A 25,794-nucleotide genomic window follows, 5' to 3' on the forward strand; every position below is an offset into this window, starting at 1 on the left:
ATTATTCTACCTATCACCGCTATAAGTATAGATGATTTTGATATTACCAGCGTTAGCTATTAAATTTGGATTTTTACTAGCATCGGCAATGACTATTTCAATTTTTGGATGATTGCTAAATTTGTTAATCAATTCCACAGCTCTATCATATATAAAAGAATTATAATCTTTATAAAATACAGGCACGATAAAACTAAGCAATCCAAATCCTTCAAAAATATAAAATTTGGCAATTATATCTAATAAAAAATAAAATAGATATAAATAAATTTAATACAAAATATATCCAAATTGACTAGATTGCTAACCAAATTCAGCCATATTTTATAAAAGTGCCATTATAATCCCTTAATCAAAAATAAATAGGATAAATATGTTTAAATTTAAATCTACAATTCTTATGCTATCTTTAAGTGCTACATTTGCTCTAGCTGATGGGTATTTCATCGGATTTAGTGGTGGCTTAAATCATAGCTTGGTCGATGAGGATAATTATGATTTAATATCAGACAATAATCTCTTATTATCACCTAAATTTGGCTATCAAATAGATAATACGCACAGATACTCTATATCATATGAATATGGCGGTAAATCAAGCGGTAGCAGAAGCTATGATATCGAACTAGGCGGCGTAGTCGTAGCAAATGAGTGGGAAAAATATGAATTTACTTCTCATAGATTTTTATTAGGATATGACTATACCCCATTAATACAGCCTAATTTAAGAGCCGATATAGGTGTATTTGCTGGATACTCTTTGGGTAAATTTGATGTAAAAAATAGCCTAATACAAGATATAGCCCAAGCAATTCCTAGCTATCTTGATGGGTTTAGCTATGGAGCAAAACTGGGTGCGTTGTATGAAATAGATGATAGATGGGATATAGAATTTGGTGCAAAAATTATGCGTACAATGTATAAAAGCAAAGATTTGGATATAAGCTTTGATTATGGTGGCAAAACCTATAAGATAGAAGATAAGCCATTTAGACTAAAACAGCTTGATATGGGGGCATATCTTGGCGTGAGTTATAGGTTTTAAATATCTACTATTAAAATAATAGGTTTTGATAGTTTAAATTAATGGCAAATTTAATAAATCAAATTTAAAACACATTAATAGCTTTTTAAAAGCCAAATTTAAACTATTCAAAAACATAGTATATAAACTAAAACCGCTCAATCAATCGGTTGTATGACAGCAGCTTCTCTGATTTCAGGCATAATAGCCCAAAGCTTTGGTAGATCTACACTAAAACCCTCTCTTAATTCGCATCTTAATATTCCTACTCTTTGCCATGGCTCTAAATTTGGGTTAAAAAATGTGCTTATACACTCCTTGCCACCTAGGACTAGTGACCTTATCTCTACAGCATCACTAAGCAGAGGTATTAGCTGAAATACAGTTTCAAACTTCTTTCTATCTAAATCCCCAATACAATTTTTTAAAGTAAAAAATCCACTCTCATCAATCCCAAGGCAACTATTTATATCATTAGCTGATACAAACTGAACATACTCTAAACCCAAATTCGCAAAGCTATCAACCCTTTTAATCTCGCTAATTATAGTTGGCTCAAATGCCTTAATCTCTCTTAGGTTATAATTAAAAGTTTCATCTGATTTACCTAAATTTACCACCAAAGGCATACCTGTATCAAGCGATCTTAGGCTTAGAGGCAAAGTAAATGGATCAAAGCCATCTTGATTATTTGAGTTGTTTGATTTTAAATTATTTGATTTTAAATTTGGTTTATCATTTAAATCACTGATTTTAATTCTATCTGGGGCTCTTGTTTCATATGGGGCTTTGCTTATATCTCCTGCAAATCCTTTAGAGCTATCAAGCTTTAAAAAGCTCATATTTTGCTTTGGTTGCTCTGGTTTAGCTCCGCTACAAGCGGTTATAAATATGGATATTATAGCTATTAAAGATATTTTTAAAGTTTTTATCATGGAAATCTCCTAAATGTTACAGGGAAGTGGTCGCTTGCTATATGAGTTCTAAATCCGCTAAAGAATGTGCTAGCTGAGATTTGAGGTAGCGGCGCTGGTGCGATAGCTCTATTAGAGTTACCTACTACAGCGTAATCTAGAGTTCTTCTAGCGCTTATTTGAGTGATGGCGTTATTTGTAATTATTCTAGTTCTAAGTCTTAATTCTAGCTCAAATGTGCTAAGTAGATCTACAGGCTCTCTATTAAAATCTCCCATTATAATCCAATTAGTATTAGCTAGGGTTGGTGTGCTTTGAAAGAATAGATCTATATTATGAACGATAGCTGAAGCATCAGCTCCACCATTAGCTAATGCGTGAATACTAAAAAATGCATCATTATTAATTCTAATTCCAATCATAGGTCTTGAAACTGTAGTTGGAGGTGGAAGTAAGAATACTTCATCAGCTTGTCTTCTACTAGCTAGAGCTAAATTTACTCTATTACCACCTAAATCTGTCCTAGCATAATATATAAAGATTAGATCAGGTCTTAGTCTTGTGCCGATATTCCACACATGCTCAGTTACAACTACTTGTGTGCCAAATGCTCTAAACTCCCTTCCTGTTGGCTCGGCTGTAGCGGGTAAGGTGCCAGCTTCTTGGATAGCTAAGACATCAAGCCCATTTGCTCCTGAGAACATTTGAGCTACGCTAATGCTCCATTTAGCCTCGCTACTAGCACTTGAGCCTTGCATATTCCAAGTGGCTGTTTTAAAATCGTCTATATTAGCATATAGACTTATAAAGCTAAATAATAAGATTAATAGATTTTTCATTGTTGGTATCCTAAGAGTGGAGAAGTTGGTGCGGCCTCAGGGATAAATACCCATTGTTGATTGAAATTTGGCTTAAAATTACACTCTCTCATGGCAAGACTATAATAGCTGCCAGTTTGAGTTAGTGAGCCAAGATCTGTTGTGATGCACTTGCTTGAAGCACTAGATTTTATCTGAATGGCACCATTGTCCATAGCTGATAGATGCCATTGTTGGGATTTGTTATTGATATCGCAATTTCTATGAGTGATACCACTACCTTCATCGTGAATACAAGTATTTGTAAGAAAATTTGATATTAATACTATATCATCGCCTAAATTTATAACTTGCCACGATCTAGCTGCTCCAAAATCCTTTGAGTTATCTAAGGTATATCCCCATAGCCAATTACCAGGAGCTAATGCCCAAACAGTTATTGCTGAGCCGCCCTTTGGGTTTATTATAGTTAGTGGAGCTGATTTAGACCCAAGAGATGTGGATAAAGATAAATTTAGCAGTGGGCTGCTATTTGAATTGTTTGAGTTATTACCCAAATCAAATCTATTAAATAAATTAGATTTTAGATTGTTTGTAGTAGAGTTATCATCTATCGCAAGTGGTGCGTATGGAGTTTTAGTCCCAGCACAAGATATAAAAAATATAGATATAAAGAGCAAAAATAGCAAATTTCTCATTTGTGGCCTTTGGGAATTTGATAATTGATTTTAAATCGGATTGTAGCTAAATTTAATTTAAAATAATATAAATTTTGGTACAGATGTATTAATTATATCTATAACCATATTTGCTATACAATATTACTTTTATGATTATATTTTTGTATAAATATTTTCTATACAATATTTTTATATTCAAACCCAAAATTGGATAGAAGCTGTTTGCTTTTGAAACTTAATATATCAGATATTATTATTCTAGCCGCTTCTCCCCATCTCCATTTTTCTAAGTCATTTTTTACTTCTAATTTAAGTGTAAATGTTTTATCTATTATTTTTATGCCATGATAACGCTTTGACATATCAATTGCCTCATTATTTAAATATAGATAAAATCTTTTGTTTAACTCATTGCTTGCGTTTATCATGTCTAAATGCAACAAATTATAAGACCAATTTGACATTAAATTCGCTTCTAGTAAATAACCATCTGTTTTCATTGGTGGATTTTTTTTAATATATATATCAATATACGAATTGGAATTATCCAAAACTATATCTTCATCTAATAACTTATTTAGCGTCAAGTTGCAGCTTTTTATATATGCTTTAGTGTAAGAGTTATTAAACGATGGCTTATAATTATCAGAGCTTGTTATAAGGTCATATATATTAACATTTTCTTTATTTGCATAATGAATAAATTCTGGTTGATTTTTTTGATTAAAATAACATATTTCATTACCTAAATGCATAGAAAAAGGTGGTTCATCTTGATTTATTATATCTTTTATATCCATAAACGCATAATCAATAAGTTCTTTTGGATAAGTATTGTACATAACTTTTGGGTAAAAAGCGTCTGGATTGCTTAAGTGTTGATTATTTCCATAACGATTTAATAAAATTTTAAAATTTTTATTTGCGTCATCTGTTTTAAATTTAAAATCACTTAATTTACTTAAACAAAACATAAAGCTATCAAAATGCAATATAAAATCTAGCTCTGCAAAATATTTTAAATTTGAATTTTCTTTTAGTTTATTTATTATTTTTAAAATATATGGACTTTTTGCAAAAAACCATTCTACATCTATGTCATTTTGCTTGATATCATAATACATACAATACAAAACAAACTCGGCACATTTTGTGCAGTTACAACAATATTTTACACTTTTATCAGCCACTGCTTCGCACATCACTATTTGTTTATAAAATAGTGGATTTTTCTTATAAAGATAGTAGAAGCTAGACATTTCACTCATATGTTCGTTTGCATTAAATATATCTACTTTGTTAAACAAACTAGTATAAAACTCACTCATAGCTTTCATAAAACTTTGTTGAGATCTCTTAAAACCATATTTGTTATTAATGCCTATCTTATAATAATAATGACAATATTCATAAGAAAAAGTAATATATCTAAAATATCCAAGATATATCAATACTCCGATCGGTGCTAGATATAAATCTAAATGATATCCGCTTATAATACCACGCAAATTGGTTCTTATTTTTATGATATCAATATCTTTAAAAATTTCTTTTGTGGGTTTTAACATATTTTCGTCTCTGCGTTTTTCTAATTCATTTATATTTACGCCGATTTCAGGTATAACGAAAGAGATAAGTGAAATTTTTTTAATAGCTTTATTGTTCATTAAGCTATATAATGCATAACTAGAGTCTTTGCCACCGCCATAAAGTATGCCGCACCCCCCCCCTATTTCTACATTTGCGTTTCGCTCGGCAATTGATTGTTTTGTAGTGTTTGCAAAAACTACATTATTTAGTTCATGATAAGATAGCCAAAAATTTACTATATCTAAATTTACTTCATCTTGAGTAATTACTATCGTTTGCATATCTAGCCCTCTTAAATGATTTAACAATAATCCTATAATAGAGTTATAATGCACTTGCAAAGGAACTTGGCTGATATCTACTGCGTCATAATCTATATAACCACTATTTGCGGCACTTTTTACGATATTACTATAAGTTGATTGCCATTTGAAATATACAATATTGCCAATAACTTGCGGTCTGTAAATAGATAAAATATTTTTCAATTCTATTCCTTATTTATTAAATTTATTTGCTATTTTTTTACATTTAAACCATAGAGTTAGGTAGCCTAGTTTAGACTTATCAGCATTTATTAAAGCCTCTCCAAGTTTGTAGCTTAGATGCTCTTTTATCTTTATAGCCTCATTGTAATCTGGATATAATTCAAGTGGCGGAAGCTTTAAGCTTGGGTTAGCTTTAATCTTTTCTTGATAGAATTTTTGATTTTTTTGGTGAGTTTCTTTGATATAACTTAGGATATAAGGCATTTTTATATATCCCCATATGCTTTTTGAGTTTTTAATCATAGCTTCGCCTAGCTTGTATGTTAGTTGGTTTTTGATGCGGGATTTGGCTGTGCCGTAATTTAAAACAAAATATAAATCGGTATTTAGCTTTTGTAGCTTTTGGTTTTCTGATTTTATATTGTCATTTTGAGATGATAAGCTTTTGATTTCTAATATTAATTTGTCATTTTGTAGTTTAATATTATCTAACATTTTAGATTTTTCAACTCTTTTTGTGATAATTCTTTAAGATTATCGATTTCCAAGCTTAATTGTTTTATTCTATTTTGAATAATTTTTTTTAATGTTGGATTTGTAATTTTATTATTTATTAAAGTATAAATAGCATTTGCACTTTGAGTTTCTTTTTTATACTCCATTATTCTTGCGGTTATATAGCAAGTGTATGGAAAATTTAAATCAATATTATTTATAAAGCTATCAAATACATTATCAAACCACTGCCCAAACCAATCTTTTGCAAGCAATAGCTTTATGATTTCTTCGCCATTTTTATATAACAATATTTTAGAAATCTCCTCTGCTTGAGTATAGTTTTTATTATCCAATAAAACTTTTATCATATTGATTGTATATTTGTGATTATGAGGATCGTAAAATAAAGCCATTTTTAGATGATTTATCAATTTCCCCCCCCCATTAGCTAATCGATATTCTGAAGTATTGTTACCAGCCAAGTAATGATGATACACCAAAAAAGCAAGCTGTGCTTCATTTAAATTTGATAAAATAGGCAGATTTCTAGAAATTTGCTCATATTGTTCTTTTTGACTAAAAACAGCCGATGAGTAGTTATTATAAAATATTAAATTAGCATTTAATAAGCGTGCAAATCTCACAAGAGCTGAGTTTGTCCCATAGAGTTTTGTAGCCATACTCATTAAAGATAAGATCATAATAAAAACTTTGCGCATTTGATATGTGTTCAATGGGTCTAAGAGTATCTGCAAATATCACATTTTTATTATTTATTATGCTAACAATCTCTTTACAAGCCCCAGTGTCATCGCCAAACAGGACAATCTTACTATCTCCATCTTTTAGGCATTTTCTAATGAGTTCCAAAATTAGACTAGCGTGAGTTGCGTGATATACTGACTTATTTCCTTCTAATCGAATTGAAGTATAAAAATGGATAATATCTCCGCTTCTAAAGTGAATCGCACTAAAGTTTCCAAGATTTAGAGCGTCATTTTGTGCTTTTTGGATATATTGTTTTATTTGCGGTGCAAAATCTATCTGTTGAAAGCAATATCTGCAACTATTTTTATACTCTTTTAACTCTTCTTCGTTTTGACATAGATAGTCAAGCTCTCCTAGGCCTACTGGGAAAAAAATTTTATCACTTTGTCTTATTTTTTCTTCTAATTCTAAAAAATTATTACATTTTCTTTCTCTTATCACATTATCGCTATATGGGTTAGTATTTATTTGGTTTTCATTTATTTCTTCATTTATATTTGCTTCTTTATAATCATTGTTGGTTATGAAATATTTATCTATAAAATTTTTATTAAAGATATTTTCTTTTGCTTCTATGCTCATTCCTATGACATTTATGCCATCTTTATCACCTCTAAAATTTTCGCCAAGTTCTTTGTGTAATCCTACCATATTGGGCCAAATAAATCTAAAATCTCCTATATTTTTAAATCTATTAGATAAGTACATAGCATTTACTAAACTAAAAATTCTAGAACCACTCCCATCACTCCTATTTGCTACAAAGTATTTCATCAATCTCTCCTTTTTTAAATCAATTTAATTGCTCTTATTGTTTATTATTAATTTTTCCAATATCTTATCTTTTTCATCAAATTCAGATTTGGTTACTAAAACTTTTTTAGCAAATTCATTAATATACCAATTATTAGTGTTTAATTTTGATACAATGTATTTTGCACATTGAATATTTCCAACATCATATAAAATTCTAGCACTCATATATGATAAATATAAATAATTAAGATTTGTATTTTCAATTAATACTTTATGACAATCATACATAGTATAACCATAATATAATTTTTTTAGCAGTATGTATAAAAAACCATCATGATCTAATAATATAGATGATCTAGCTATATATTCTGCCATCTCAAATTTATTATCTTGGATTAAATGTTTAATTTCGTAAATTTTGTATTTAAAATTTAAAGGATCTAGTAAAAATGCTCTATTTAAATTTAAAATAGCGCTATTAAGTCCCAAATTTAACTCACTCTATTAATAAAGCTAATGAAAAACATACTATAGCTATTCCTAATGAGTGTGAATATATCAAATTTGGATTAAAACTAGTTGGAGGTGGAAAAGCTCAAATAGAAAAATTGATCTTAGATAATCTTATTCTTAATCCATACGCCTTACTACCAAAATCAAAAACCCTAATCTTATCAAAACAATACCCAAGCTATGATGATCTATATAAATATGGATTTTTACATAGCAGAGTAAGGTCTTATAAAGATTCGAATTTTTTAGTAGATATATTTAGAATAAACAATCAATTTAATGAACCATTTAGAGAGTTTCAAGGTATAGATGTAGCTAGTGGAGACTCCACTCTTTTAGAAAACACCTTAAATATGGGTTATTATGATAAAGTCTTAGTTCATATGATTGACTCTAATATGTGGAAAATACTTGAAAAATTCATAGATAAAATAAAAGTTATAGTATGGATCCATGGTGCTGAGATACAAGTATGGCAAAGAAGAGCCTATGAGTTTGAAAGGCTTAATCCTGATGAGATAGATAGACAAAAAAGACTTAGTGCTAATAGAGTTTTTAAGATAAAAGTCAAGAATTTTTATACTTTTTTTTAAAAATTATACTTTAAATTAAGGATAATTTTTTAAAAGCATATCTATCTTGCCTTTTATCTCTCTAAGAAGTTTAAAAGCTTCTTGACTTGTCTTTTCAAAATCTTCAAGCCTTGTTACTCGTTGTTCAATAAGACTTATCCTTTGCTTTATGAGCCAATTTAAAGCGGTTAAGATAATAACCGCTAGAGTGATGATAGGCTCAATATATTTTAATAAATCCATAATTAGAACTTAAGACCTATAATATAAACTTCTTCAAACCTAACGTTATTAAACGTTTTATTTTTTAAAGCAGTTTTTATCTCATCTTCGTTAAAAGTACTTTTTGCTATAAAGCTAAAAGTATGTTTATTGCCTTGTGCATTCTTACCTGTTACAGTAACCTTTGTTCCATCGGCTTCGCCTTTATCAATAGTCTCTTTAGCTTCATATATCTCATAAAGACCATCGAGATTGTTTGCGCAAAAAGTTGAAGCTGTATCATAATCGCAAGGAAGATTATATCCAAATGTTTTTTCGCCTAGATAATTTCTAACTAAAACCTTACTCATTTTTCTATCCTTTATTATTTATCGAATTTAAGATTTACGTAATCAGCTTTAATAGCTGTTTCGTAATTCGCATTAAATTTATTTTTAATATCAGCCGCAATCTCATTTGACATTTTAGAAGCTTTTACGTGAGGAAGCGTAATCATAGTTGAAAGTCTTCCAGAATTTTCTGTTGATTTAGCACCCACAATAAACACTTTTTTATTTAATTCTTGTGGTAAATCAGCTCGTGTTCCACCTTGCCCTTTTAAATCAAATTGTGTTATTTCGCCAACCATAAGACCAAGTAAAGCGGTTATATCTTCTTCACTGCCATTTGCATTTATATTTATAGTTACGCCTTTTACCTTTTGTTTTAGCATATTTGCTCCTTAAATTTTTATTTTTTTTAAAGCCTTTTTATAAGGCACAGCCATTAAAAACCATTTATGATATATCATTTGTGAAAGTTTATTAAAAAATTTAAATATGGAATATTTTATTTTTCAAATACCCTTAAAAACTATGTTTGATAAGAATGAGTAGTAAACGAAAAATATAAAAAAATTTAGCAGATTAAAGACTATTTAGAAGATTTGACGAATTTAGAGAATTCTACCCGCTTTTACTTATTTCAAGCAAATATAACAAACGCTTTTTTAAAAAGTAAAGGACTGCGGCTTTTATGAGCTTTTAGGCGTAGAACGCCCGCAAGCTCATAACAGCCTTGCGAGTTAAAATCCTTGACTTTTTAAAAGCGTTTGTTCAATGCTTTGCATAAGCGAAGCGGGGAGAATAAGCCACTCTTTGCTCTGCAAAGAGAATATGTGTCAAGGGTTAGAGTGGTAAAAAGACAAAGATAGATATGCTACCTGGTAAGAGTGAAAAAAGATTTATTTCATAAAAAGTCTGCAAGTAATGCCCTTTATAGGAGTATTATTTACTTCAAGATGAGTTTTTATTAAATTAGCCATCTCTTTTTCATTAATTGCAGGTTTTACGTGATGAACTAAAACCTGTTTAGTGAAATTTTGGTTATCACTTACAAAGGCTTTATACTGCTTATAGTAGTTCATATCATCAACTGGAGTATTATCGCTAAAATCTTCATATTCTACTTTATATATGCAAGTTACTTTAGCGGTTGAAACAGCTTCTAAGAATGCTTTACAACTTGCAAGGTTTTTTGCTTCAAGTGTGGAAGTTATTGTTTTACTTCCTTGTTTTTGAGTTATTTTATAGGTTGGCATTAGGAATTCCCTTTAAGAGCATAATTTTGAAACAGGAAAAGATAAATCAATAGAAAAACCAAAAGTAAGACGCAAACGATCTTGAATAGTACTAGGTGGAAATTTAATAACAGAAGATTTACCCCAAGGAATATGTTTAGTAGAATAATTATAAGGTTCAAATTTATAATTTGAACGAACGAAATCAACCATTTTATCAAAAAAAGGATTAAGATAGCTAATAACAAAAGAATAAACATCAGAAAGCTTTACATAACCGCTAAAAGAAGGAATATCAATTTTGTAAGAGTCCTTAAGTTCATCAGAAACTTCCCACTCGTTAATCAAAGAATAATAATCAGTAAATTTAAAAACAAGACGTAGAGAATAAAAATCAATTTTACCTGTAATCTTTAAAAAAACTTCATCACCAAAAATTTTATTAGAAATACGACTACGACTATAAACATCAGAAAAAGGCAAAACAGTATTCCAATCAGAACCATCATAATCAGCAATTTTATCAACAGTTAGACAACTAAGAATTTCGTCTAAAGAAATTTCTGGAGGTATTGAATAAGTAGTACGAATATAGTAGCCGTCTCCCCGAAAGTCAGAAAAATCAACACCAGGATATTCAACTAAGAAACTTTTACCAACATAATAATCAACATAATCATAAGAAAGAGAACTGCAAATAATAGGAGCAACCATTTTAAGCCTTAAAATCTTCGCCACTTAAAATTTTATAAATAGCTTTTAAAAGATTAGTATTTAATTCCAAAAGCTCAATCTCTTTTTTTATATATTGTTCACATTTATTACTATCAACTGCCATATTTATCCTTTGTTTTGTTTATTGTTTAGGTAACCAAGTCCGTTAAGCATAGTCATAAATTGCTCTGTAAGACCTGTGATATTTCCGCTATCATCTGTAACATACATAAAATTTGCTATTTTATTGAGGTTATCTATATCGACACTCTGAGAACCAGTGATTTTTTTAATCATAGCTACATCATCAGCAGTAAATCTTTGAGTAAAAAGCTTTAAGAGTAAGCTTTTATGAGTGGCATCTAATTTAGCTTTAGCGTAGTCGAGTTTTTGGGTGTTGGAAGAAATATTAATATTAGGAATGCTTGAAAGACTACTACTAGCACCGCCGTAAGTATTAGAAACTAATTGACCATTATGAATCATAGAACCATATTCTACATAAAGTTTAGCCTTTGAGATACGTTCGTCCATACTAGCAGAACCAGCACGAGAAGCAATTTTAAGCTTACGACCAACCATACGAGATAATTTACCCTTAATTTTTGAACCAATACCACTAAGAGAAGATACTACAGAATAAGAAATAGAAGCAAAAATAGCAGTTATAAATTTATCTTGCCTTTGCATCCAAATCATTAAAGCACCGCTAAACATAACACTTAAACCACTTTGAACGGCATCTTTTAAATAGCCGTCATCGAGCGGAATTACTTTATTAAGTTTATTATAAATTTCTCCATAAGCAACATTGTAGGCTAAATCTTCAAAGACTTCATTAACGCCCATTTGAGCAATATTTTTTAAATCAGCCATTATTTAACCTTTTCATTTTTTATATCTTCTAGCTTTATAATATCAGAAGCTAAAAAACCATCAGAAATAAAAGTATAAACACTATAAACAATAATAAAAAAAAGAATTAAACCAACTAAAATTTCAAAAATATATTTAATCTTTTCGAGCATTCTTTATCCTTGAGTATTCTTAATATCAGAATTTAGAATAATATCAGTAGCAAGACCAGGCTTGAGAGTTTTAAAAAACTCAGGTATTTCCAAATCAAAATTGCCAAAATCTATATCATCAGATGTTAAAGTATTCTCATCAGTATAAGTCCTTGCAAGAGTAGCTTGATGAGTTAAAGCCATTTCACGAGGAATAGCGTTTGCAAGTTCATTTCCGTCCATATCTCTTATAACCCTTGGCTTTGTAAGGAAATCAGTTTTTTCTTTAAGTATATCGTGAGCCTCTTCTTCACGTTTAGCCCTTGCATCTTCTAATTCCTTTAAACCAGTTTGAGCGGCAACTAAATCGGAAAATCCCTCAATAGTCATCGGCTTACTCATATCAAGAGTAACGCTTTGATTTTTTTTGAGCTTCTAAAATAGAGCGTTGAACAGCAACTAAATCACCAAATCCGCTTATAGTCATAGGCTTAGAAAAATCAATATTTATAGATTGACTGCCACTAGAATAATCAGAAGTGTTTGTTTTAACAGAAGCATCTATTAACTTACTAAGCTCGTCGGAATTTGCTAACTTTAATTCACCTGTAAAAGAGCCAGTTTTACTTGCAACTTCTTCAGTAGCAGATCTTAGATTAAATAGAGTTTCCGAAATAGTATTTAATTTAGCGGTGCTTTGATTTATAGCGCCTATAAGACCTCCTGATGAAGTAGAACTATCAGAAGCACCCGTCCTAATAGAGCTTATTTGATTTTGTAAAGAAAATATAGAGTTGTTAAAAGTCTCTTTATCTATATAGCTCGATAAATTGCTTTGAAGCGAAGATATAGTATATTTTAAAACAGCGATATCCTCTTTTAAAGATACTATCTCGTTTGAAACCGTTGCGTTCGTAGTAGAATCCAAAGTATAAGAAGTTTTATCGTTGGTTGCGTTATGAATATTTACGCTATATCCGTATTTTTTTAAATGAGCTCCCTCAGACTCCGTCATAATCCCAGTTCGCTTAATTCTACTTAGCATACCTTGAATACCCATATACACATCACGAGTCATAGACAAACCATTAGGACTTATAATAGTATCATCGGAAGTAGCGGTATTATTCGTAATATTTGAATTTAGAGATGAAATTTTACTAAATTTAGATACAGCGCTTTCGTATTCACCTGGATTAAAATCGCCTTTATGCTCCTCGATTTGTTTATAAGTCATACCTACAACACCAGCACCCAAAGCAGAAAGCCCAGCGATAGCCGCAGGGTTGGAAAATGCGGAAATAGCAACAGCAATTAAAGGAACAGCCATAAATTAACCTTTTTTGCTTACTAGAGAAGACGGAATATAAACGATATTATGAACGTCTTTAACGCTGATTAAAACATATACAAAAGTATAATTGTTAAAATCAGTTTGTAAAATAGTAACTTTTTTAACCTTAAATTCATCTTTTGGATATAAAGAACAAGTTACGATTTCATCTTTAGAAAAATTACCCAATCTGCCACTAAAGTCATCATCAGCTACAAGAGAATTATTTTCAATAGCCATATCTAATCCTTACGAAATTATTTTATAAAATTTATCTAAAGCAGTATCAAGAGCTTTAAGATTATTTGATAAAGCTTGAAGTTCATCAAGCTTAGGTTTTTTACCAGCTTCTATATCAGTGATAATTCTATCCAGGATTATATTTGTAGAACTAAGTCCTATAATATCTTTTGTATCTTTATCATCAACTTTTGATAAATTTGATAAAACGTCTCCTGCTAAAGCAATAGGAGTACCAAGAGCCGGTTTTACAACACCAAGAATTTTACCCAAAGAACTTAACAAAGTTCCTGCACCATCAGCTAAATCAGATATTTTAGCTTTATTAATACTTTCCATATTTTAATCCTTTTACATTAATTTTATTATGGGCTCTTTTGTAGCCAAATCATAATCAAAATGCACAAAACTCTTATATATAAGTATCCTAGATTTACCAAGCGTATCAAAATCTAAAATACTTTTAATAATCTTATGAAGTTCTATACTATCTTTATAAGCAATATCAACCGCTAAACCTTTTAAGTGCTTAGAGTTTTTTGCGCCACCTACAGCTTTATTATGTTCTTCACAGCGATAAGCTGAATTAATTATAAATGGTATTTTTGCGTGTTCTCTGATATCAATTAGCAAAGCTAAAAAATTATCATCAATCTTATTAACACCGCAACATTTACAGCTTAACTCTTTATTACTAAAATAACTGTTTTTAAACATTTCAAATCCTTTTTTTATGAAAGTTTATAAAAAATTACTAATATGGAATATTTTATTTTTCAAATACCCTTAAAAATGATATTTGAACAAGGTAAGTAGTAAACGAAAAATATTAAAGAATATCTAAAAACAGCTTTATACAAAAAAATAAAATAGACAAATTTAGAGTTAATAAAAAAAATATATTATCAAATATCTTCATTAATAAGTTCCTTTATAGATATTATGCAAGATATCAAGAGTTGATTTTAAAGTGTAGTAGTTATCATTTTTTGTTTTTAGATTATATTTTAAATCTGAGAAGAGATTATAAATATCCAAAATGTTTTCTTCAATAACAGGTTTATAATGGTTACTTCCCTTTATTCCTTGCTTATTAAGTTTTCTTTCAGTGTCGACAAATCTTCCACAAACTTTTATAAGTCCATATTCGTGAAGAGTTAAACCCTCTTCTTCTAAATCTCTTTTCGTTTCATTAAACACATTAATAAAAGCATTCAGATCATAGCCAACATTTGAGTAAGTTGCAGATATGAAAGATTTTAAAGCGTTTTTTGCTTTTATCATATCTATTTTAGATATTAACTCACTTTTTTGCAAATTTGTAAGAGTATCATCTTCAAATCTATTTATAAAAGCCCATAAATCAAAGCGATTTAAGTCAGTTTCACATTTTTTGTAATAGTTATATATTGAAGTCCTAGCAAGTTTATTACTATTTATATTACTAATTTCTTCATCTTTTAAATCGTACCATTTAACAAAGCCTAAGCTATATCGCCAAAAAAAGCCCAAATTTGCAAATAAAAACTCTACTTCGTTTTTATAATCATCATTAGGAAAAACGATATCTTTTATGAATTTTCTAAATATAGGTCTATGGATCTCACTCTCAAATCTAAATACACTTTTATGAACCCCTGGATTAAAGCCGTTCATCTGCCATTTAAGCATTATTAGAGTGCTTATCTGTTTTTGGCTTATTTGCTTTAATTTATCGTATATCCTAAACATAAAAGGGCTTTTGCCAAAGCTAAAGCCATCAGTTTTTAAATATCTTGAATAATTCAGTCCGTCGGTTGATTTCATATCTAAATTTAGCTCTTTATCTACGTCATCAATTAGAAAATCTTTAATATCAGTATATTTAGCGACTTTGCGAAGTGTTTGAAACCGAAGCAGATCATCAGTTTGAAACATTACACCAGCAACGTCAGTCGCAAGGTCAAATCGTAATATAAAAACTTCATACCGAGTTAAAAATATTCTTTGAATAAACTTTTCTACATAATCATAAGCTTTTTTGTGACCAAACTGCAAAAGAAACTTTGAGCGAAACTCAATCTTTAGATGATATCTGTTTGATATAGAGTTTGCATTTGCAAAATATACGCTTATATCATTATTTTTTACATAAGCAAGGTAATCATTACTTGCGCGACTAGAAACAAAGAAATCTCCAAAGCCTAAATTAAGATCTGATTTTACAAATTTTTCGCCAAAAGTTTTTATTTGTTTAGCATTTTCCTTTAAAAGCCTGATTTCTTTAAGCAAATTTGCATAAGTTCCATTTATTATATTTGCATCAAAACACCTTACACCGATAACTAAAGTATCTAAACACTGATTTACTATTTTTATTGTCTGTTTGTCAAAAATCATCTCATAACATCCTTATTTATATCTTCTAAAGTTACCTTTGCTTCATTAATTGAAGAATTATAAATTTTTTTAGATTTTATAGATTGAGTAGGTAGAATAGACTTATTAGGCACTATTTGGTTTTTTCTATTAAAGAAGAGTTTTCTTTGGGTAGGAAGTTTATCTAATATCATCATAAATCCTTTTCTAAAGAAGAAATTTGTTTTTTAATTCTTTTAATATTTTTCTTGATAAATATAGTTTCATTAAAGCTTTTAGAAGTTTTTAGGGCGTCTTCTAAAAGGATTAAATCTTCTTTTAAAATTTTTATTTGAATATATTTTTGAATCATCTATTTTCCTTTTGTATAAGAATATTTTTTTGAAGTGTGGTAGTTCAGTAGACTATATTGTTAATCAGGGCGGAAGCAAAGTGCTAACGCCCTAATTTTCAAGCTTTGGAAGACTTTGGGCTATCCTTAAAAATAGCTAAAGCCTCAATTAGGTTATCTCTTTCAGAAACAAATTTATCAAAAACTATAACTGGAGTTGAGTTATAGTTATCGCCATATACTTTATATTCTATATGACCTTTAGCTATGTAGTTCTTACCAATTTCAAGTTCAACAAAAAGCGGTTGAGATACTGAAGTTGTATGACTTCCGCTAGAGTTTATAGAATTGTAAGTTACATAATACTTAGTATCCCAACGCTGAACTTCACCAAATTCATTTACTATTACCTTGCCGTCTTTGTCAGTTTTTTCCTTACCTTCTGCTTCTCTAAGACCAGTTATCTTTATTTTTTGTTCAAATTTGTCATTGTTTTGATTAAGGTTATCGTATAATGATAACAACTCATTTGCTGTATCGCTTAAAATAGGTTTCATTGTTTATCCTTTAAAATTAAATAATTGTTTTTTATTAACTTGCTTAAATAACTATTGCTTATATCGCAATGAACTAAAATATCTTTTCTTGTGCAGTATCCTTTCTCTTTGATGTTGTTCAAAGTAATGAGTAAAATTTCTTTATATCGTCTATTCATTTTTAATATCTGAAATATTGATTTTTTAGGTGTCTTATTATTTTATTGCAAACTGCGACTAAAGCGACTTTTTTGTTTTTGTTTTGAGTAAGTAAATGTTCATAATATCTTTTAAATTTAGGGTTATATCTAACGCAAGATAGAGATGATAAGAAAAGAGCTTTTCTTATATTTGAATTTCCTTTTTTATCGATAATACTTTTCTTTTTTACACTGCTACCGCTTTCAAAAACTTTTGGAGATAGACCTAGATAACTAATAATCTGTTTATAGTTTTTATCTTGATTGAAATAAAATACCGGGAAAAGGTATATTGCAAGATTTTTACCTATGCCTTTCTCATTTTCTAAAATAGTCTTTGTTTGAGGTAGTAGATCACAAACTAAATCAAAGGCTTTATCTTCAAGCATTCTTTTATTATCATTAGATATATCAAGAAATTCGTCTATTACGGATTTAATGTTTTCGTCATAAATATGAATTTGGCTATCATCGTAATTTTGTATTTGAACGTTTATTTTATTTAGAAGTTCGATAAGTGTTTGATAACTTCGTAAGAGCTTTGATTTATCATTGAATGAATCAAAAACGATTTCATTTTCAAATTTTAAAGAATAATAAGCTAAATTGTAACTATCTATTTTATCATTTTTCTTATTGCTTATGTATTTTAAAAAGTGAGAAACTTTTAAAGGATTAAGTTCTGAATATTTTATTTTTAAATCAGTTAAAACCTTTGCAATGTTATAGCTGTATGTAGAAGTCGTTTCAAAGACAACAATTAAATCATTTAGATTTTCAAAAGATATAAAAAAATCTTTGATATCTTTTTTATCGTTTTTTATTTGTTTAAAATCTTTACTATCTAAAGATTTTAATATGCAGATATCTAATTTAAGCTTAGATACATCTATACCAATATAATACTTCAAAAATAACTCCTTTTATAAATTTAGGGAAAACCTATACTTATATGCGGTCTTTTTACAGACAAAGTTTTTAATCAGATTTATCCCCTTTTAGGCTTAGACTCTATTGCTGTCTTGTTACAGACATAGTAAGTTAACAAACCATAAGGGGGATTTTAACTAAAAAATAACTTAAAAAGTATTTTTTTAGTTGGAAGAATTATATAAGTAAAGTTATGGCATAAACTAATCAATAAACCAAATCAAAATCTACATTTTGTGTTTGTTAGTGAGCATTTTAAAGATGAATCTTTGGGCGATTTGGGATTGAGCTTATCAAAAGATAGATACTCCATAATACATAATTATATAGATGAAAATATATTTAAATATCAAGAAAAATCAGAAAATTTACGAACCAAAATTTTAACCATACGGCCATATCATTCGCGTACTTACGCGAATGATATGGCCGTTAAGGCAGTGCAAATACTATCCACAAAACCATTTTTTAAAGATTTAGAGTTTTGTTTTGTGGGGGATGGGGAGTTATTTGATGATACTACAGAACCTTTGAAAAAATTTAATAATGTAAAGATAGAAAAAAGATTCTTAACTCAAGAAGAGATAAAGTCATATCATGATAATTATGGAATATTTCTAACCCCTACAAGAATGGATTCTCAAGGCGTAAGCAGAGATGAGGCTATGAGTAGTGGATTAGTAGCTATCACGACTAATGTAGCTGCTATACCTGAGTTTGTAGATAATAGCTGCGCTATTGTAGTAGAACCAGAAAATCCTAAAGCCTTAGCAGATGCTATAGAGTATCTATATCATAATCCAGATGCCTTCTTAAAACTATCAAAAGCAGGAAACAATAGAGTTAAATCTCAAAGTGGATTTAACCAAACTATATTGAAAGAATTGGAGCTTGTGAGTGGGTAAGGCAGATGAAATTTTAAAAACTGGTATATACAATATTGATTCAATTTATATTATAGATTTTAATAAACTTGATTATAATAAGTCTGATTATGGTATAAGTATCATAAATAGAACTCATTTATTTCATATACATAAAATGAGTTACATCAATATATTAATAGAATATGATAAAAGCCATATAGGTAATAATGGGTTGGAATTTGTTTTTAAATTTTTACAACCTTGGTGGAATGTATTTAAAAATAAGATTAATGACAATGCTGCTTGGCATGATCATGCCACTGCCTTGCGTGGGCAAAATTTAGTAAATTTATATAATCATATAATAAATATAAATTATATGGATATTTCAAGAGTAAATCTTCTAAAAGATATATTGTTATTCCATAAAAGTATATTATTAGACAATGAGTTTTATTCTGAATTTACAAATCATGGGTTAGATCAAAGTTTGGCTTTATACCAAATTGCTTGTTTGTTTAAGGATAATAACTCAATAAATATTGCTAAGAATAGAATTCAAAATGAGATAAATCACGCATTTTGCGAAGATGGAGGACATAAAGAAAATAGCCCTGCATATTTAAATTATGGCTTAAATCAATTGTTAAATGCGTTTGATGTTATCAAGCAAAATGGTTTTGATAATAATGGTATTGACTTTCCAGATAAAATTTTAGATAGAGCTATTCTTGCTCTTGGTTTTTTTACTCTGCCAAATAGAATGCTTCCACTAATAGGAGATACTAGAGATTTTATTGTTAAAGATATTTTTGGCAGTAGATTTGAGTCTAGTATATATTATTTAAATTTTCTTTACTCTATTTCATTAGGAAATAACGGCATTAAGCCTAGTAATAAAGATTTGCTACTACCTATTAGCGGATATGCAATATTTAGGGAAACTTGGGAGAAAGCAAATTTACCAAAGAGCTTACATATTGTTTTTAAAAGTGGATATTTAAGTCAATATCATAGACAAGATGATGATTTGAATATAACTCTTTTTTATGATGGCGAGGAGTGGCTTGTAGATGGAGGTGAGTATAAACATGACAATAAAGATCCATATAGGATTTATTTTAGATCAGCTGATAGTCATAATATAACAAGACCTAGGTATTGTGCAATTTGTAGATCAATTGATGAAATAAAAAATTATGGAGATAGCAAGATATATGATTACTACACTGATGGGGAAACATCGATTATTAATGGAGTTTCATATATTTTTAAAGGCTATAAAAATATAAGGAAATTAACCTATGATAGACGCAATCGTTTGATTGAATTACACGATGTATGTGCTCCAGTAAATATGAGCGATAAATTAGATGAGTTTATTACTAGATTTCATATTCCTATAGATAAAGCTATCAATGTAGATAATGTTAATAATACAATTAAAATAATTGGCAAAAACCGCACAATGAATTTATCGTCTCCAAATTTCAAAGGAAGCATAAGAGTTGTTAAAGGTAAGCAAGAGCCTAGGCCACTAGGCTGGAGATCGAGAAAAAGCGGAGTACTGGAAAAATGCTACACAATTGAATTTTATCATGAGAAATCTCAAAGTCTCGATCAAGTTTTCTTAATACACTTTACATAGGATTAAATATGTCAAATATCAATATACAAGCATATATAGATAACAATACATGTAAGGCTAAAATCTCTACTGATGTATTCTCTAAAGATGATAAGTATGCATTTTATCTTTATGAAGATGGAATTAAAATAGAGCAAAAATGGTATTCCAAAGAGAGCATAATCCAATTTGATACCAAACTTGATAATTGTAAAAATTATAGCATTACTGGTTTTGTAAGAGATAAAAACAATAATATTTTATTTAGAAAAACCATAAAAATAAATCATAATATGACTATAATATCAGCAAGAACCGATGGTATAGGGGCAAGGCTTAGAGCAATTATATTTGCGATTTATCTATCTAGAAAATTAAATTGTAAATTTAATTATATCTGGAGTAGTATAGATAATTATATTTACTGTCCTGAAGAAATGGAAATGATGCAAGGAAATAAAAAAAGGGATATTGATGATGAAAATTGTATATTTGATGAAGAATTTATACAAAAATACTCTTATAAAGATAAAATTAAAATTACAGCAGGGAATAATACAAAAATAGCCAAAATAATTAAAGGCGAAATCCAGAGCGATGAATCTATATATTTTGCTGATAATGTAGAAGTAGGATTGAGAGTATTAAAGGATAAAAAGGCACTTGAAGATTATAAAAAAATATTTGATGAAATAAAATTTAATAAAAATATTACTGATCTTTTTAATAAATCAAAAAACACCGTTCGTCAATATATGCCTTTTATTGCGTTACACTTAAGAACAGGCGATATATTTTATAGTCCTTTGAATTGGGATGTAGGAGATATATATATAAAGGCATAAATTTAGAAGTAGCATGTGAAATAATAGAAAATCAAATAAAGCTCAACAATAAGATATTAATATTTTCTGATAATAGCCATGTTGCTAATTATCTTACTTCTAAATATGGCAATAATCATATAATTGATTTTTATAATTTACAAAATGGGGGGTATAGCCTTACTTCTACACAAGAAGCATTATTTGAGTTAATAGCTATGAGCGAAGCAAAAATCATATATGGTACTGATAGTAATTTCTCTATATCAGCAAGCTATATAGGCGGGGTGGAATTTTTAAACATATATAGAATATTTGATCCAAAGCAATTATTTGACATAATAAAATTAAGAATAAATGATGATTTTATAGATAAGATATTTAAAGGATATTCTTATTATTGTTTGTATAGATTTGGTAAAAAAATAAATTTAAATTTAAAAGAATTGCTTACCTATATTAAAAAGGCAATATTTTACAATCCTAAAAACAATTCATATTACTTAGCAAAACTATCTCTTTTGCTAGAATTAAGAGACTTTAAAAGTGCTAATGAATATTTTGAGAGCTATAAAGATAAATTACTTGATTCTTATAGCTTGAAGAGAGTTGTTACAAACCATCATTTAAAAAAAGATATATGTTCTATTTTTTTTGATTATAAATTTATAAATATTTCATCGCTTGAAATTATTTTAAATATTAGAAAATTATTGGAGGATTACTATTTTACATCATCATTAGAGATGATTAAACATGATATTAGACATCATGTCGGTAGTTTATTTTTTAATTATAAAAAATGCTATATCAACATATTATATTTTACTTTTGAAATTAAAAAATTTCCAACTTATGATAATTCAATATTCTCATCCGAAGAAAAATTGAGTAAATTTAATGATTATAACACTTTGATAGTATCACAAGATTATTTTATATATAAAATAGGGGAAATTATATTTAAAAATATTAATAAAAATTTATATAAGCAGATAAAAACCTTAATTATTTTATATAAAATTATTAACAAAAAAGATAGCTATCAAGATAAAATTATTAAATTAAATAATATAAATATATAATTTTAATCATATATATAAATATTATTAATAATTAGGATATAAAATATTCGTGATAATGTGTTATAATACCTTATTAATATAACATATGAATTGGATTGTGTATGAAAATAGCATTAATTTCAGATAAACTCACTATGGACTCTCTATTTGCCGAAGATGGTATTAGCGTGGTTAATCTCACAAAGTATAACTATAAAAATATATTTAAGCAGTGGAAACCAGATATTTTATTTGTAGAATCTACTTGGCTTGGGTATAATAATCTATGGAAATACAAAATAGCTTCATATCCAGATTACCCTAAATGTAATAATAAACAATTAAAAAAAATTATAAATTTAATTAAGAAATTAGGATTTTTGGATCGCAATAATAATCAATTAAAAAAGTTAGTAGAATATGCTAAGGACTTAAAAATTCCAACTATTTTTTGGAATAAAGAAGATGGCGTACATTTCGATAGATTTATCAATAGTGCTAAATTATTTGATTATATATTTACTGTTGATGAGAATTGTATTGATAGATACAAGGCTATTGTTGGCAGCTCAGCTCAGGTTAATACGCTCATGTTTGCTATTCAGCCTAAATTTCATTATTTTACAGATTTTAATATTACAAATAATAGGGCTAATTTTGTAGGTAGTTACTCTACACATATTCATGACAATAGAAGACGATGGCAAGACATGATGTTTAAATTGACATCGCAAATATTTGGATTAGATGTTTATGATAGAAATTCTGAGAGAAAATCTAATATTTACAGATATCCCGATATAGATAATGTTAATATTTTTCCATCGGTGAGTTATAAAAAAACTGCCGATATATATAGAGATTACTTGATATCTCTCAATGTCAATACTATTGAAAATTCGCCAACTATGTTTTCAAGACGGCTAATTGAGATATTAGCATGTGGGAGAATAGCTATTACCAACAATACACCTGCTATAGAAAAATATTTTAAAGATTATTGCTATCCATTTAATGATGAAAGCCAATTACAAGATTTATTATATAAAATTAATGAATTTGGTATGGATAAACATACCAAAGAGAGATTGAGATCAGCAGCAGAGCATATAGCAAATAATTATACTTGGGAGCATAGAATTAAATATATAAAAGAGATAGTAGGAATTAAGTGATCAAATCTATATTTGGATAAATTTTGGTGTGTTCAAGCAGTGTTATACTGCTTGAAAGACTTAAAATCATTTACATCTCTTTTTATGCTCTTTTGTGATTTTTATTGCTTCAAATATAAATTTAATATATCCACCTTTATACCAATTTTTGCTAGCTTTTATCAAGGCTTGACCTAATTTGTAGCTTAGATAGTTTTTGGCATTAGACTTAGCGGCATTATAGGCCAGAGATAGATCGGTGTTTAGTTTTTGTAATTTTTGATTTTCTGATTTTATATTCTGTAATAAAATTTCATTAGATCTATTGATATCTATTTGTTTTTTTAAAGCTATTTTTTCATTTTCTAATTCAGATTTTAAATAGCTATCATTTTTTGTAGTAGTTTCAATTTGTGAATTTAATTGATTTATAGAGATATTTAATTTCTCGGCTATATTGATATAATGATTCAATAAATATTTTGATCCATCGTTTATCTCTAACCCCAATAAATAATTTTGTATATACTTCAATACACGACTTCTAGTTAATTTAGTATCTATAGATATTTTAGCAGCCATATATGAAATATTTAAATATTTTTCTTGCGAATATCCTATTATATTATTTACAAATACTTTATATATTGAATCTTTATGCTTAATAATATACTTATACATCCAATCAAAATCTTTTAAATCAAATAATAAACCTAATGTATTATTAGCTTCGTCGTATTTTTTTAAATACATGTAATGATTAAACATATGCACAAGAAATGCACAATTATTTCTATCATAATTTATACCCTGATTTAAAATTGATATCAATTCATCTCTAGATATATGTTGCATAAGACATAAATTATGTAAAAACAGTAAAGAGTAAGATTTTTGATATTGATGCAAATTTAAATTATAATTAAAATATTTTTTAATTATAATTATCATTTCATCTATTGAAAAGTGAGTAAAATAATATTTAGGTATTTTGCCTAAACCTATGTACGATGCTGTCTTAGCAAATGAACTGCCTCCAGAGTATATCTCTTTGGCTTTAGACATAAATACAATGTCAAATATTACTCTTTTAATATCTATTATTGTATCATCAATAAAATCCTCTATCAAATATATTTTATTTTTATAAAATTTTTTAAGTTCTCTTAGTTGTGTAAAATCATCTCCAAAAAGTACAATATCATTATTAATTTTTAAATTTTCATCTATAAGAGCCATAGCAATTTCATTTGGCATCATTTTTCTATAAAAAGCATCCAAACCGCTTCTAATATAATCATAAACTCCATCTCCAGCTCTGATATGTATAGCTATAAATTTATTTGGAAAATATTTTTGTACTTTTTGGTTTACATTATCTATTATATCATTAACTGGTTTAGTAAATTTTATAGATTTCCATAATTTTGGATATTCCCTTAAATAATATTTATCTAATCCATTTAGTTTCGATATATCATATGATATATGATATCCGAAATTTTCTTGGTGAGGTCTTTTTAAATAATCTTGTATATCATGATTTTCTGCGGGAATGTTTGCTGGAGAGATTTTACCTAAGTAAGAATATAAATTTAAAAATTCCTTATCAAATATAAACTCTTCATTTCCACCATATAGTCCTGCTAATTCATTATTATCTAATTTTTTTAAACTTGTTTGATCATAAGATGATTTTGGCCATACTATGCCAAACTTATATCCCAATTTATTAGATAAATACATTGCATTTAAAATAGGCATAAATCTAGCACCAAATCCATCGCTTCTAGACGCTACCATCAATCCTGGAAATTTTCTATTTAGTATTTCTATTTTTATTTTATTTATATAATTTTCATCTTTAATGTTTAATTTTATAAATTTTATTTTATATTTCTCATTAAGGTTAATTTCTATTCTATTTGATTTATCTAAAATAAAATTTTTATTAGAAATTTCTATCCACTCTATATTATCAAAAGAAATTTCTAATTTATTTATAATCTCCATCCACTCATTTAAGCTTGCTATCGTATCAGATGAGAGACGCACGCACTCAACTAATCTATTATCTATATTGAGTCTATGCCCATTGGCCTTAACATTAGATAAATCCAAATATATGTTGTTTTCTATAATATTAATTGTCGCTTGATTTGATATATCAAATAGATCTATATCTTTAAAAATCATAGTTTTAATC

35 protein-coding genes are annotated in these 25,794 nt (G+C 28.2%); 7 read left to right on the forward strand and 28 right to left on the reverse strand.

Annotated elements, in window-relative coordinates:
- Positions 1-6: 6 nt before the first annotated feature.
- Positions 7-201, reverse strand: coding sequence for a hypothetical protein (locus tag CHLWT_RS05960; RefSeq protein WP_111949883.1), 195 nt, complete (start codon positions 199-201; stop codon positions 7-9).
- 172 nt (positions 202-373) lie between these two features.
- Here CHLWT_RS05960 and CHLWT_RS05965 point away from each other — a divergent pair, with 172 nt between their 5' ends.
- On the forward strand, positions 374-1,045 hold the full coding sequence (locus tag CHLWT_RS05965; RefSeq protein ID WP_112000838.1) for a porin family protein: 672 nt from the start codon (positions 374-376) through the stop codon (positions 1,043-1,045).
- Between the two features lie 137 nt (positions 1,046-1,182).
- Here the strand turns inward: CHLWT_RS05965 and CHLWT_RS05970 are convergent, their stop codons facing one another.
- The 8 genes from CHLWT_RS05970 to CHLWT_RS06005 all read right to left on the reverse strand — a co-directional run bounded on the left by CHLWT_RS05970 (position 1,183) and on the right by CHLWT_RS06005 (position 8,028).
- Positions 1,183-1,959 carry an RICIN domain-containing protein gene (locus CHLWT_RS05970; RefSeq protein WP_112000789.1) on the reverse strand — a complete coding sequence of 259 codons (777 nt, stop codon included), beginning with the start codon at positions 1,957-1,959 and terminating at the stop codon, positions 1,183-1,185.
- Positions 1,956-2,777: a cytolethal distending toxin subunit B family protein gene (locus tag CHLWT_RS05975; RefSeq protein WP_112000790.1), complete on the reverse strand. Its 822-nt coding sequence runs from the start codon at positions 2,775-2,777 to the stop codon at positions 1,956-1,958. Before CHLWT_RS05975 ends, CHLWT_RS05970 begins: the two co-directional genes overlap by 4 nt.
- Positions 2,774-3,454 carry an RICIN domain-containing protein gene (locus CHLWT_RS05980; RefSeq protein ID WP_111969454.1) on the reverse strand — a complete coding sequence of 227 codons (681 nt, stop codon included), beginning with the start codon at positions 3,452-3,454 and terminating at the stop codon, positions 2,774-2,776. The genes CHLWT_RS05975 and CHLWT_RS05980 overlap by 4 nt, the downstream gene beginning before the upstream one ends.
- Positions 3,455-3,612: 158 nt before the next feature.
- On the reverse strand, positions 3,613-5,514 hold the full coding sequence (locus CHLWT_RS05985) for a hypothetical protein (protein WP_112000791.1): 1,902 nt from the start codon (positions 5,512-5,514) through the stop codon (positions 3,613-3,615).
- 9 nt (positions 5,515-5,523) lie between these two features.
- Positions 5,524-6,009 carry a DUF8374 domain-containing protein gene (locus CHLWT_RS05990; RefSeq protein WP_112000792.1) on the reverse strand — a complete coding sequence of 162 codons (486 nt, stop codon included), beginning with the start codon at positions 6,007-6,009 and terminating at the stop codon, positions 5,524-5,526.
- Entirely contained in the window at positions 6,003-6,656 is a 654-nt protein-coding gene (locus tag CHLWT_RS05995; protein ID WP_112000793.1) for a hypothetical protein, read from the reverse strand. Before CHLWT_RS05995 ends, CHLWT_RS05990 begins: the two co-directional genes overlap by 7 nt.
- Entirely contained in the window at positions 6,628-7,554 is a 927-nt protein-coding gene (locus tag CHLWT_RS06000; RefSeq protein ID WP_112000794.1) for a hypothetical protein, read from the reverse strand. Before CHLWT_RS06000 ends, CHLWT_RS05995 begins: the two co-directional genes overlap by 29 nt.
- Positions 7,555-7,578: 24 nt before the next feature.
- A complete protein-coding gene (locus tag CHLWT_RS06005; protein ID WP_112000795.1) occupies positions 7,579-8,028 on the reverse strand; it encodes a hypothetical protein in 450 nt (149 codons plus the stop codon).
- A 119-nt stretch (positions 8,029-8,147) separates the two neighbouring features.
- On the opposite strand from CHLWT_RS06005, the gene CHLWT_RS06010 reads away from it, so the two are divergent.
- On the forward strand, positions 8,148-8,645 hold the full coding sequence (locus tag CHLWT_RS06010; RefSeq protein WP_151062182.1) for a hypothetical protein: 498 nt from the start codon (positions 8,148-8,150) through the stop codon (positions 8,643-8,645).
- A 15-nt stretch (positions 8,646-8,660) separates the two neighbouring features.
- On the opposite strand, the gene CHLWT_RS06015 is transcribed toward CHLWT_RS06010, so the two are convergent.
- The 18 genes from CHLWT_RS06015 to CHLWT_RS06095 form a co-directional block, all read right to left on the reverse strand.
- Positions 8,661-8,867 carry a hypothetical protein gene (locus tag CHLWT_RS06015; RefSeq protein WP_111949133.1) on the reverse strand — a complete coding sequence of 69 codons (207 nt, stop codon included), beginning with the start codon at positions 8,865-8,867 and terminating at the stop codon, positions 8,661-8,663.
- A gap of 2 nt (positions 8,868-8,869) precedes the next feature.
- Positions 8,870-9,196, reverse strand: a complete 327-nt coding sequence (locus CHLWT_RS06020; RefSeq protein WP_111970600.1) for a hypothetical protein — start codon at positions 9,194-9,196, stop codon at positions 8,870-8,872.
- Between the two features lie 14 nt (positions 9,197-9,210).
- Entirely contained in the window at positions 9,211-9,558 is a 348-nt protein-coding gene (locus tag CHLWT_RS06025) for a hypothetical protein (protein WP_112000823.1), read from the reverse strand.
- Positions 9,559-10,068: 510 nt separating this feature from the next.
- Positions 10,069-10,425 carry a hypothetical protein gene (locus CHLWT_RS06030; protein WP_112000824.1) on the reverse strand — a complete coding sequence of 119 codons (357 nt, stop codon included), beginning with the start codon at positions 10,423-10,425 and terminating at the stop codon, positions 10,069-10,071.
- A 12-nt stretch (positions 10,426-10,437) separates the two neighbouring features.
- Complete coding sequence (locus CHLWT_RS06035) at positions 10,438-11,118, reverse strand: hypothetical protein (protein WP_112000825.1); 681 nt, start codon at positions 11,116-11,118, stop codon at positions 10,438-10,440.
- A gap of 1 nt (position 11,119) precedes the next feature.
- Positions 11,120-11,242, reverse strand: a complete 123-nt coding sequence (locus CHLWT_RS09580) for a hypothetical protein (RefSeq protein WP_258521938.1) — start codon at positions 11,240-11,242, stop codon at positions 11,120-11,122.
- A 2-nt stretch (positions 11,243-11,244) separates the two neighbouring features.
- Positions 11,245-11,994 (reverse strand): hypothetical protein, encoded by a 750-nt coding sequence (locus CHLWT_RS06040; RefSeq protein WP_151062181.1) that lies wholly within the window; start codon positions 11,992-11,994, stop codon positions 11,245-11,247.
- Positions 11,994-12,146: a hypothetical protein gene (locus CHLWT_RS06045; protein ID WP_155589538.1), complete on the reverse strand. Its 153-nt coding sequence runs from the start codon at positions 12,144-12,146 to the stop codon at positions 11,994-11,996. The genes CHLWT_RS06040 and CHLWT_RS06045 overlap by 1 nt, the downstream gene beginning before the upstream one ends.
- Positions 12,147-12,149: 3 nt before the next feature.
- Positions 12,150-12,527 carry a hypothetical protein gene (locus CHLWT_RS06050; RefSeq protein ID WP_112000800.1) on the reverse strand — a complete coding sequence of 126 codons (378 nt, stop codon included), beginning with the start codon at positions 12,525-12,527 and terminating at the stop codon, positions 12,150-12,152.
- 1 nt (position 12,528) lies between these two features.
- Positions 12,529-13,455 carry a hypothetical protein gene (locus CHLWT_RS06055; RefSeq protein ID WP_112000799.1) on the reverse strand — a complete coding sequence of 309 codons (927 nt, stop codon included), beginning with the start codon at positions 13,453-13,455 and terminating at the stop codon, positions 12,529-12,531.
- Between the two features lie 3 nt (positions 13,456-13,458).
- A complete protein-coding gene (locus CHLWT_RS06060; RefSeq protein WP_112000798.1) occupies positions 13,459-13,698 on the reverse strand; it encodes a hypothetical protein in 240 nt (79 codons plus the stop codon).
- Positions 13,699-13,707: 9 nt separating this feature from the next.
- Positions 13,708-14,037, reverse strand: coding sequence for a hypothetical protein (locus tag CHLWT_RS06065; protein ID WP_111970593.1), 330 nt, complete (start codon positions 14,035-14,037; stop codon positions 13,708-13,710).
- 12 nt (positions 14,038-14,049) lie between these two features.
- Positions 14,050-14,415 carry a D-Ala-D-Ala carboxypeptidase family metallohydrolase gene (locus CHLWT_RS06070; protein WP_111970592.1) on the reverse strand — a complete coding sequence of 122 codons (366 nt, stop codon included), beginning with the start codon at positions 14,413-14,415 and terminating at the stop codon, positions 14,050-14,052.
- 201 nt (positions 14,416-14,616) lie between these two features.
- Entirely contained in the window at positions 14,617-16,077 is a 1,461-nt protein-coding gene (locus CHLWT_RS06075) for a hypothetical protein (RefSeq protein WP_112000797.1), read from the reverse strand.
- Positions 16,074-16,250 (reverse strand): hypothetical protein, encoded by a 177-nt coding sequence (locus CHLWT_RS06080; protein ID WP_170253236.1) that lies wholly within the window; start codon positions 16,248-16,250, stop codon positions 16,074-16,076. The genes CHLWT_RS06075 and CHLWT_RS06080 overlap by 4 nt, the downstream gene beginning before the upstream one ends.
- Entirely contained in the window at positions 16,250-16,408 is a 159-nt protein-coding gene (locus tag CHLWT_RS06085; RefSeq protein ID WP_170253235.1) for a hypothetical protein, read from the reverse strand. The genes CHLWT_RS06080 and CHLWT_RS06085 overlap by 1 nt, the downstream gene beginning before the upstream one ends.
- A 98-nt stretch (positions 16,409-16,506) precedes the next feature.
- A complete protein-coding gene (locus tag CHLWT_RS06090) occupies positions 16,507-16,944 on the reverse strand; it encodes a hypothetical protein (protein ID WP_176320867.1) in 438 nt (145 codons plus the stop codon).
- 160 nt (positions 16,945-17,104) lie between these two features.
- Positions 17,105-18,034, reverse strand: a complete 930-nt coding sequence (locus CHLWT_RS06095) for an IS110 family transposase (protein ID WP_112000796.1) — start codon at positions 18,032-18,034, stop codon at positions 17,105-17,107.
- Positions 18,035-18,322: 288 nt separating this feature from the next.
- Between CHLWT_RS06095 and CHLWT_RS06100 the strand changes: the two genes are divergently transcribed.
- The 5 genes from CHLWT_RS06100 (at position 18,323) to CHLWT_RS06120 (ending at position 23,609) form a co-directional block, all read left to right on the forward strand.
- The gene (locus CHLWT_RS06100) at positions 18,323-18,958 is read left to right on the forward strand and encodes a glycosyltransferase family 4 protein (protein ID WP_176320868.1); all 636 of its coding nucleotides are present in this window, start codon (positions 18,323-18,325) and stop codon (positions 18,956-18,958) included.
- Positions 18,951-20,567 (forward strand): heparinase II/III family protein, encoded by a 1,617-nt coding sequence (locus CHLWT_RS06105; RefSeq protein WP_112000774.1) that lies wholly within the window; start codon positions 18,951-18,953, stop codon positions 20,565-20,567. Before CHLWT_RS06100 ends, CHLWT_RS06105 begins: the two co-directional genes overlap by 8 nt.
- A gap of 8 nt (positions 20,568-20,575) precedes the next feature.
- Positions 20,576-21,391 (forward strand): hypothetical protein, encoded by an 816-nt coding sequence (locus CHLWT_RS06110; protein ID WP_112000775.1) that lies wholly within the window; start codon positions 20,576-20,578, stop codon positions 21,389-21,391.
- Positions 21,358-22,455, forward strand: a complete 1,098-nt coding sequence (locus tag CHLWT_RS06115) for a hypothetical protein (RefSeq protein WP_112000776.1) — start codon at positions 21,358-21,360, stop codon at positions 22,453-22,455. The genes CHLWT_RS06110 and CHLWT_RS06115 overlap by 34 nt, the downstream gene beginning before the upstream one ends.
- 101 nt (positions 22,456-22,556) lie before the next feature.
- Positions 22,557-23,609, forward strand: coding sequence for a CgeB family protein (locus CHLWT_RS06120; RefSeq protein ID WP_112000777.1), 1,053 nt, complete (start codon positions 22,557-22,559; stop codon positions 23,607-23,609).
- Between the two features lie 66 nt (positions 23,610-23,675).
- On the opposite strand, the gene CHLWT_RS06125 is transcribed toward CHLWT_RS06120, so the two are convergent.
- Positions 23,676-25,784, reverse strand: coding sequence for a DUF8374 domain-containing protein (locus CHLWT_RS06125; RefSeq protein WP_112000778.1), 2,109 nt, complete (start codon positions 25,782-25,784; stop codon positions 23,676-23,678).
- Positions 25,785-25,794 lie beyond the last annotated feature (10 nt).

Origin of the sequence: Campylobacter hyointestinalis subsp. lawsonii (assembly GCF_013372165.1) — a bacterium.
Lineage (GTDB): Bacteria > Campylobacterota > Campylobacteria > Campylobacterales > Campylobacteraceae > Campylobacter > Campylobacter lawsonii.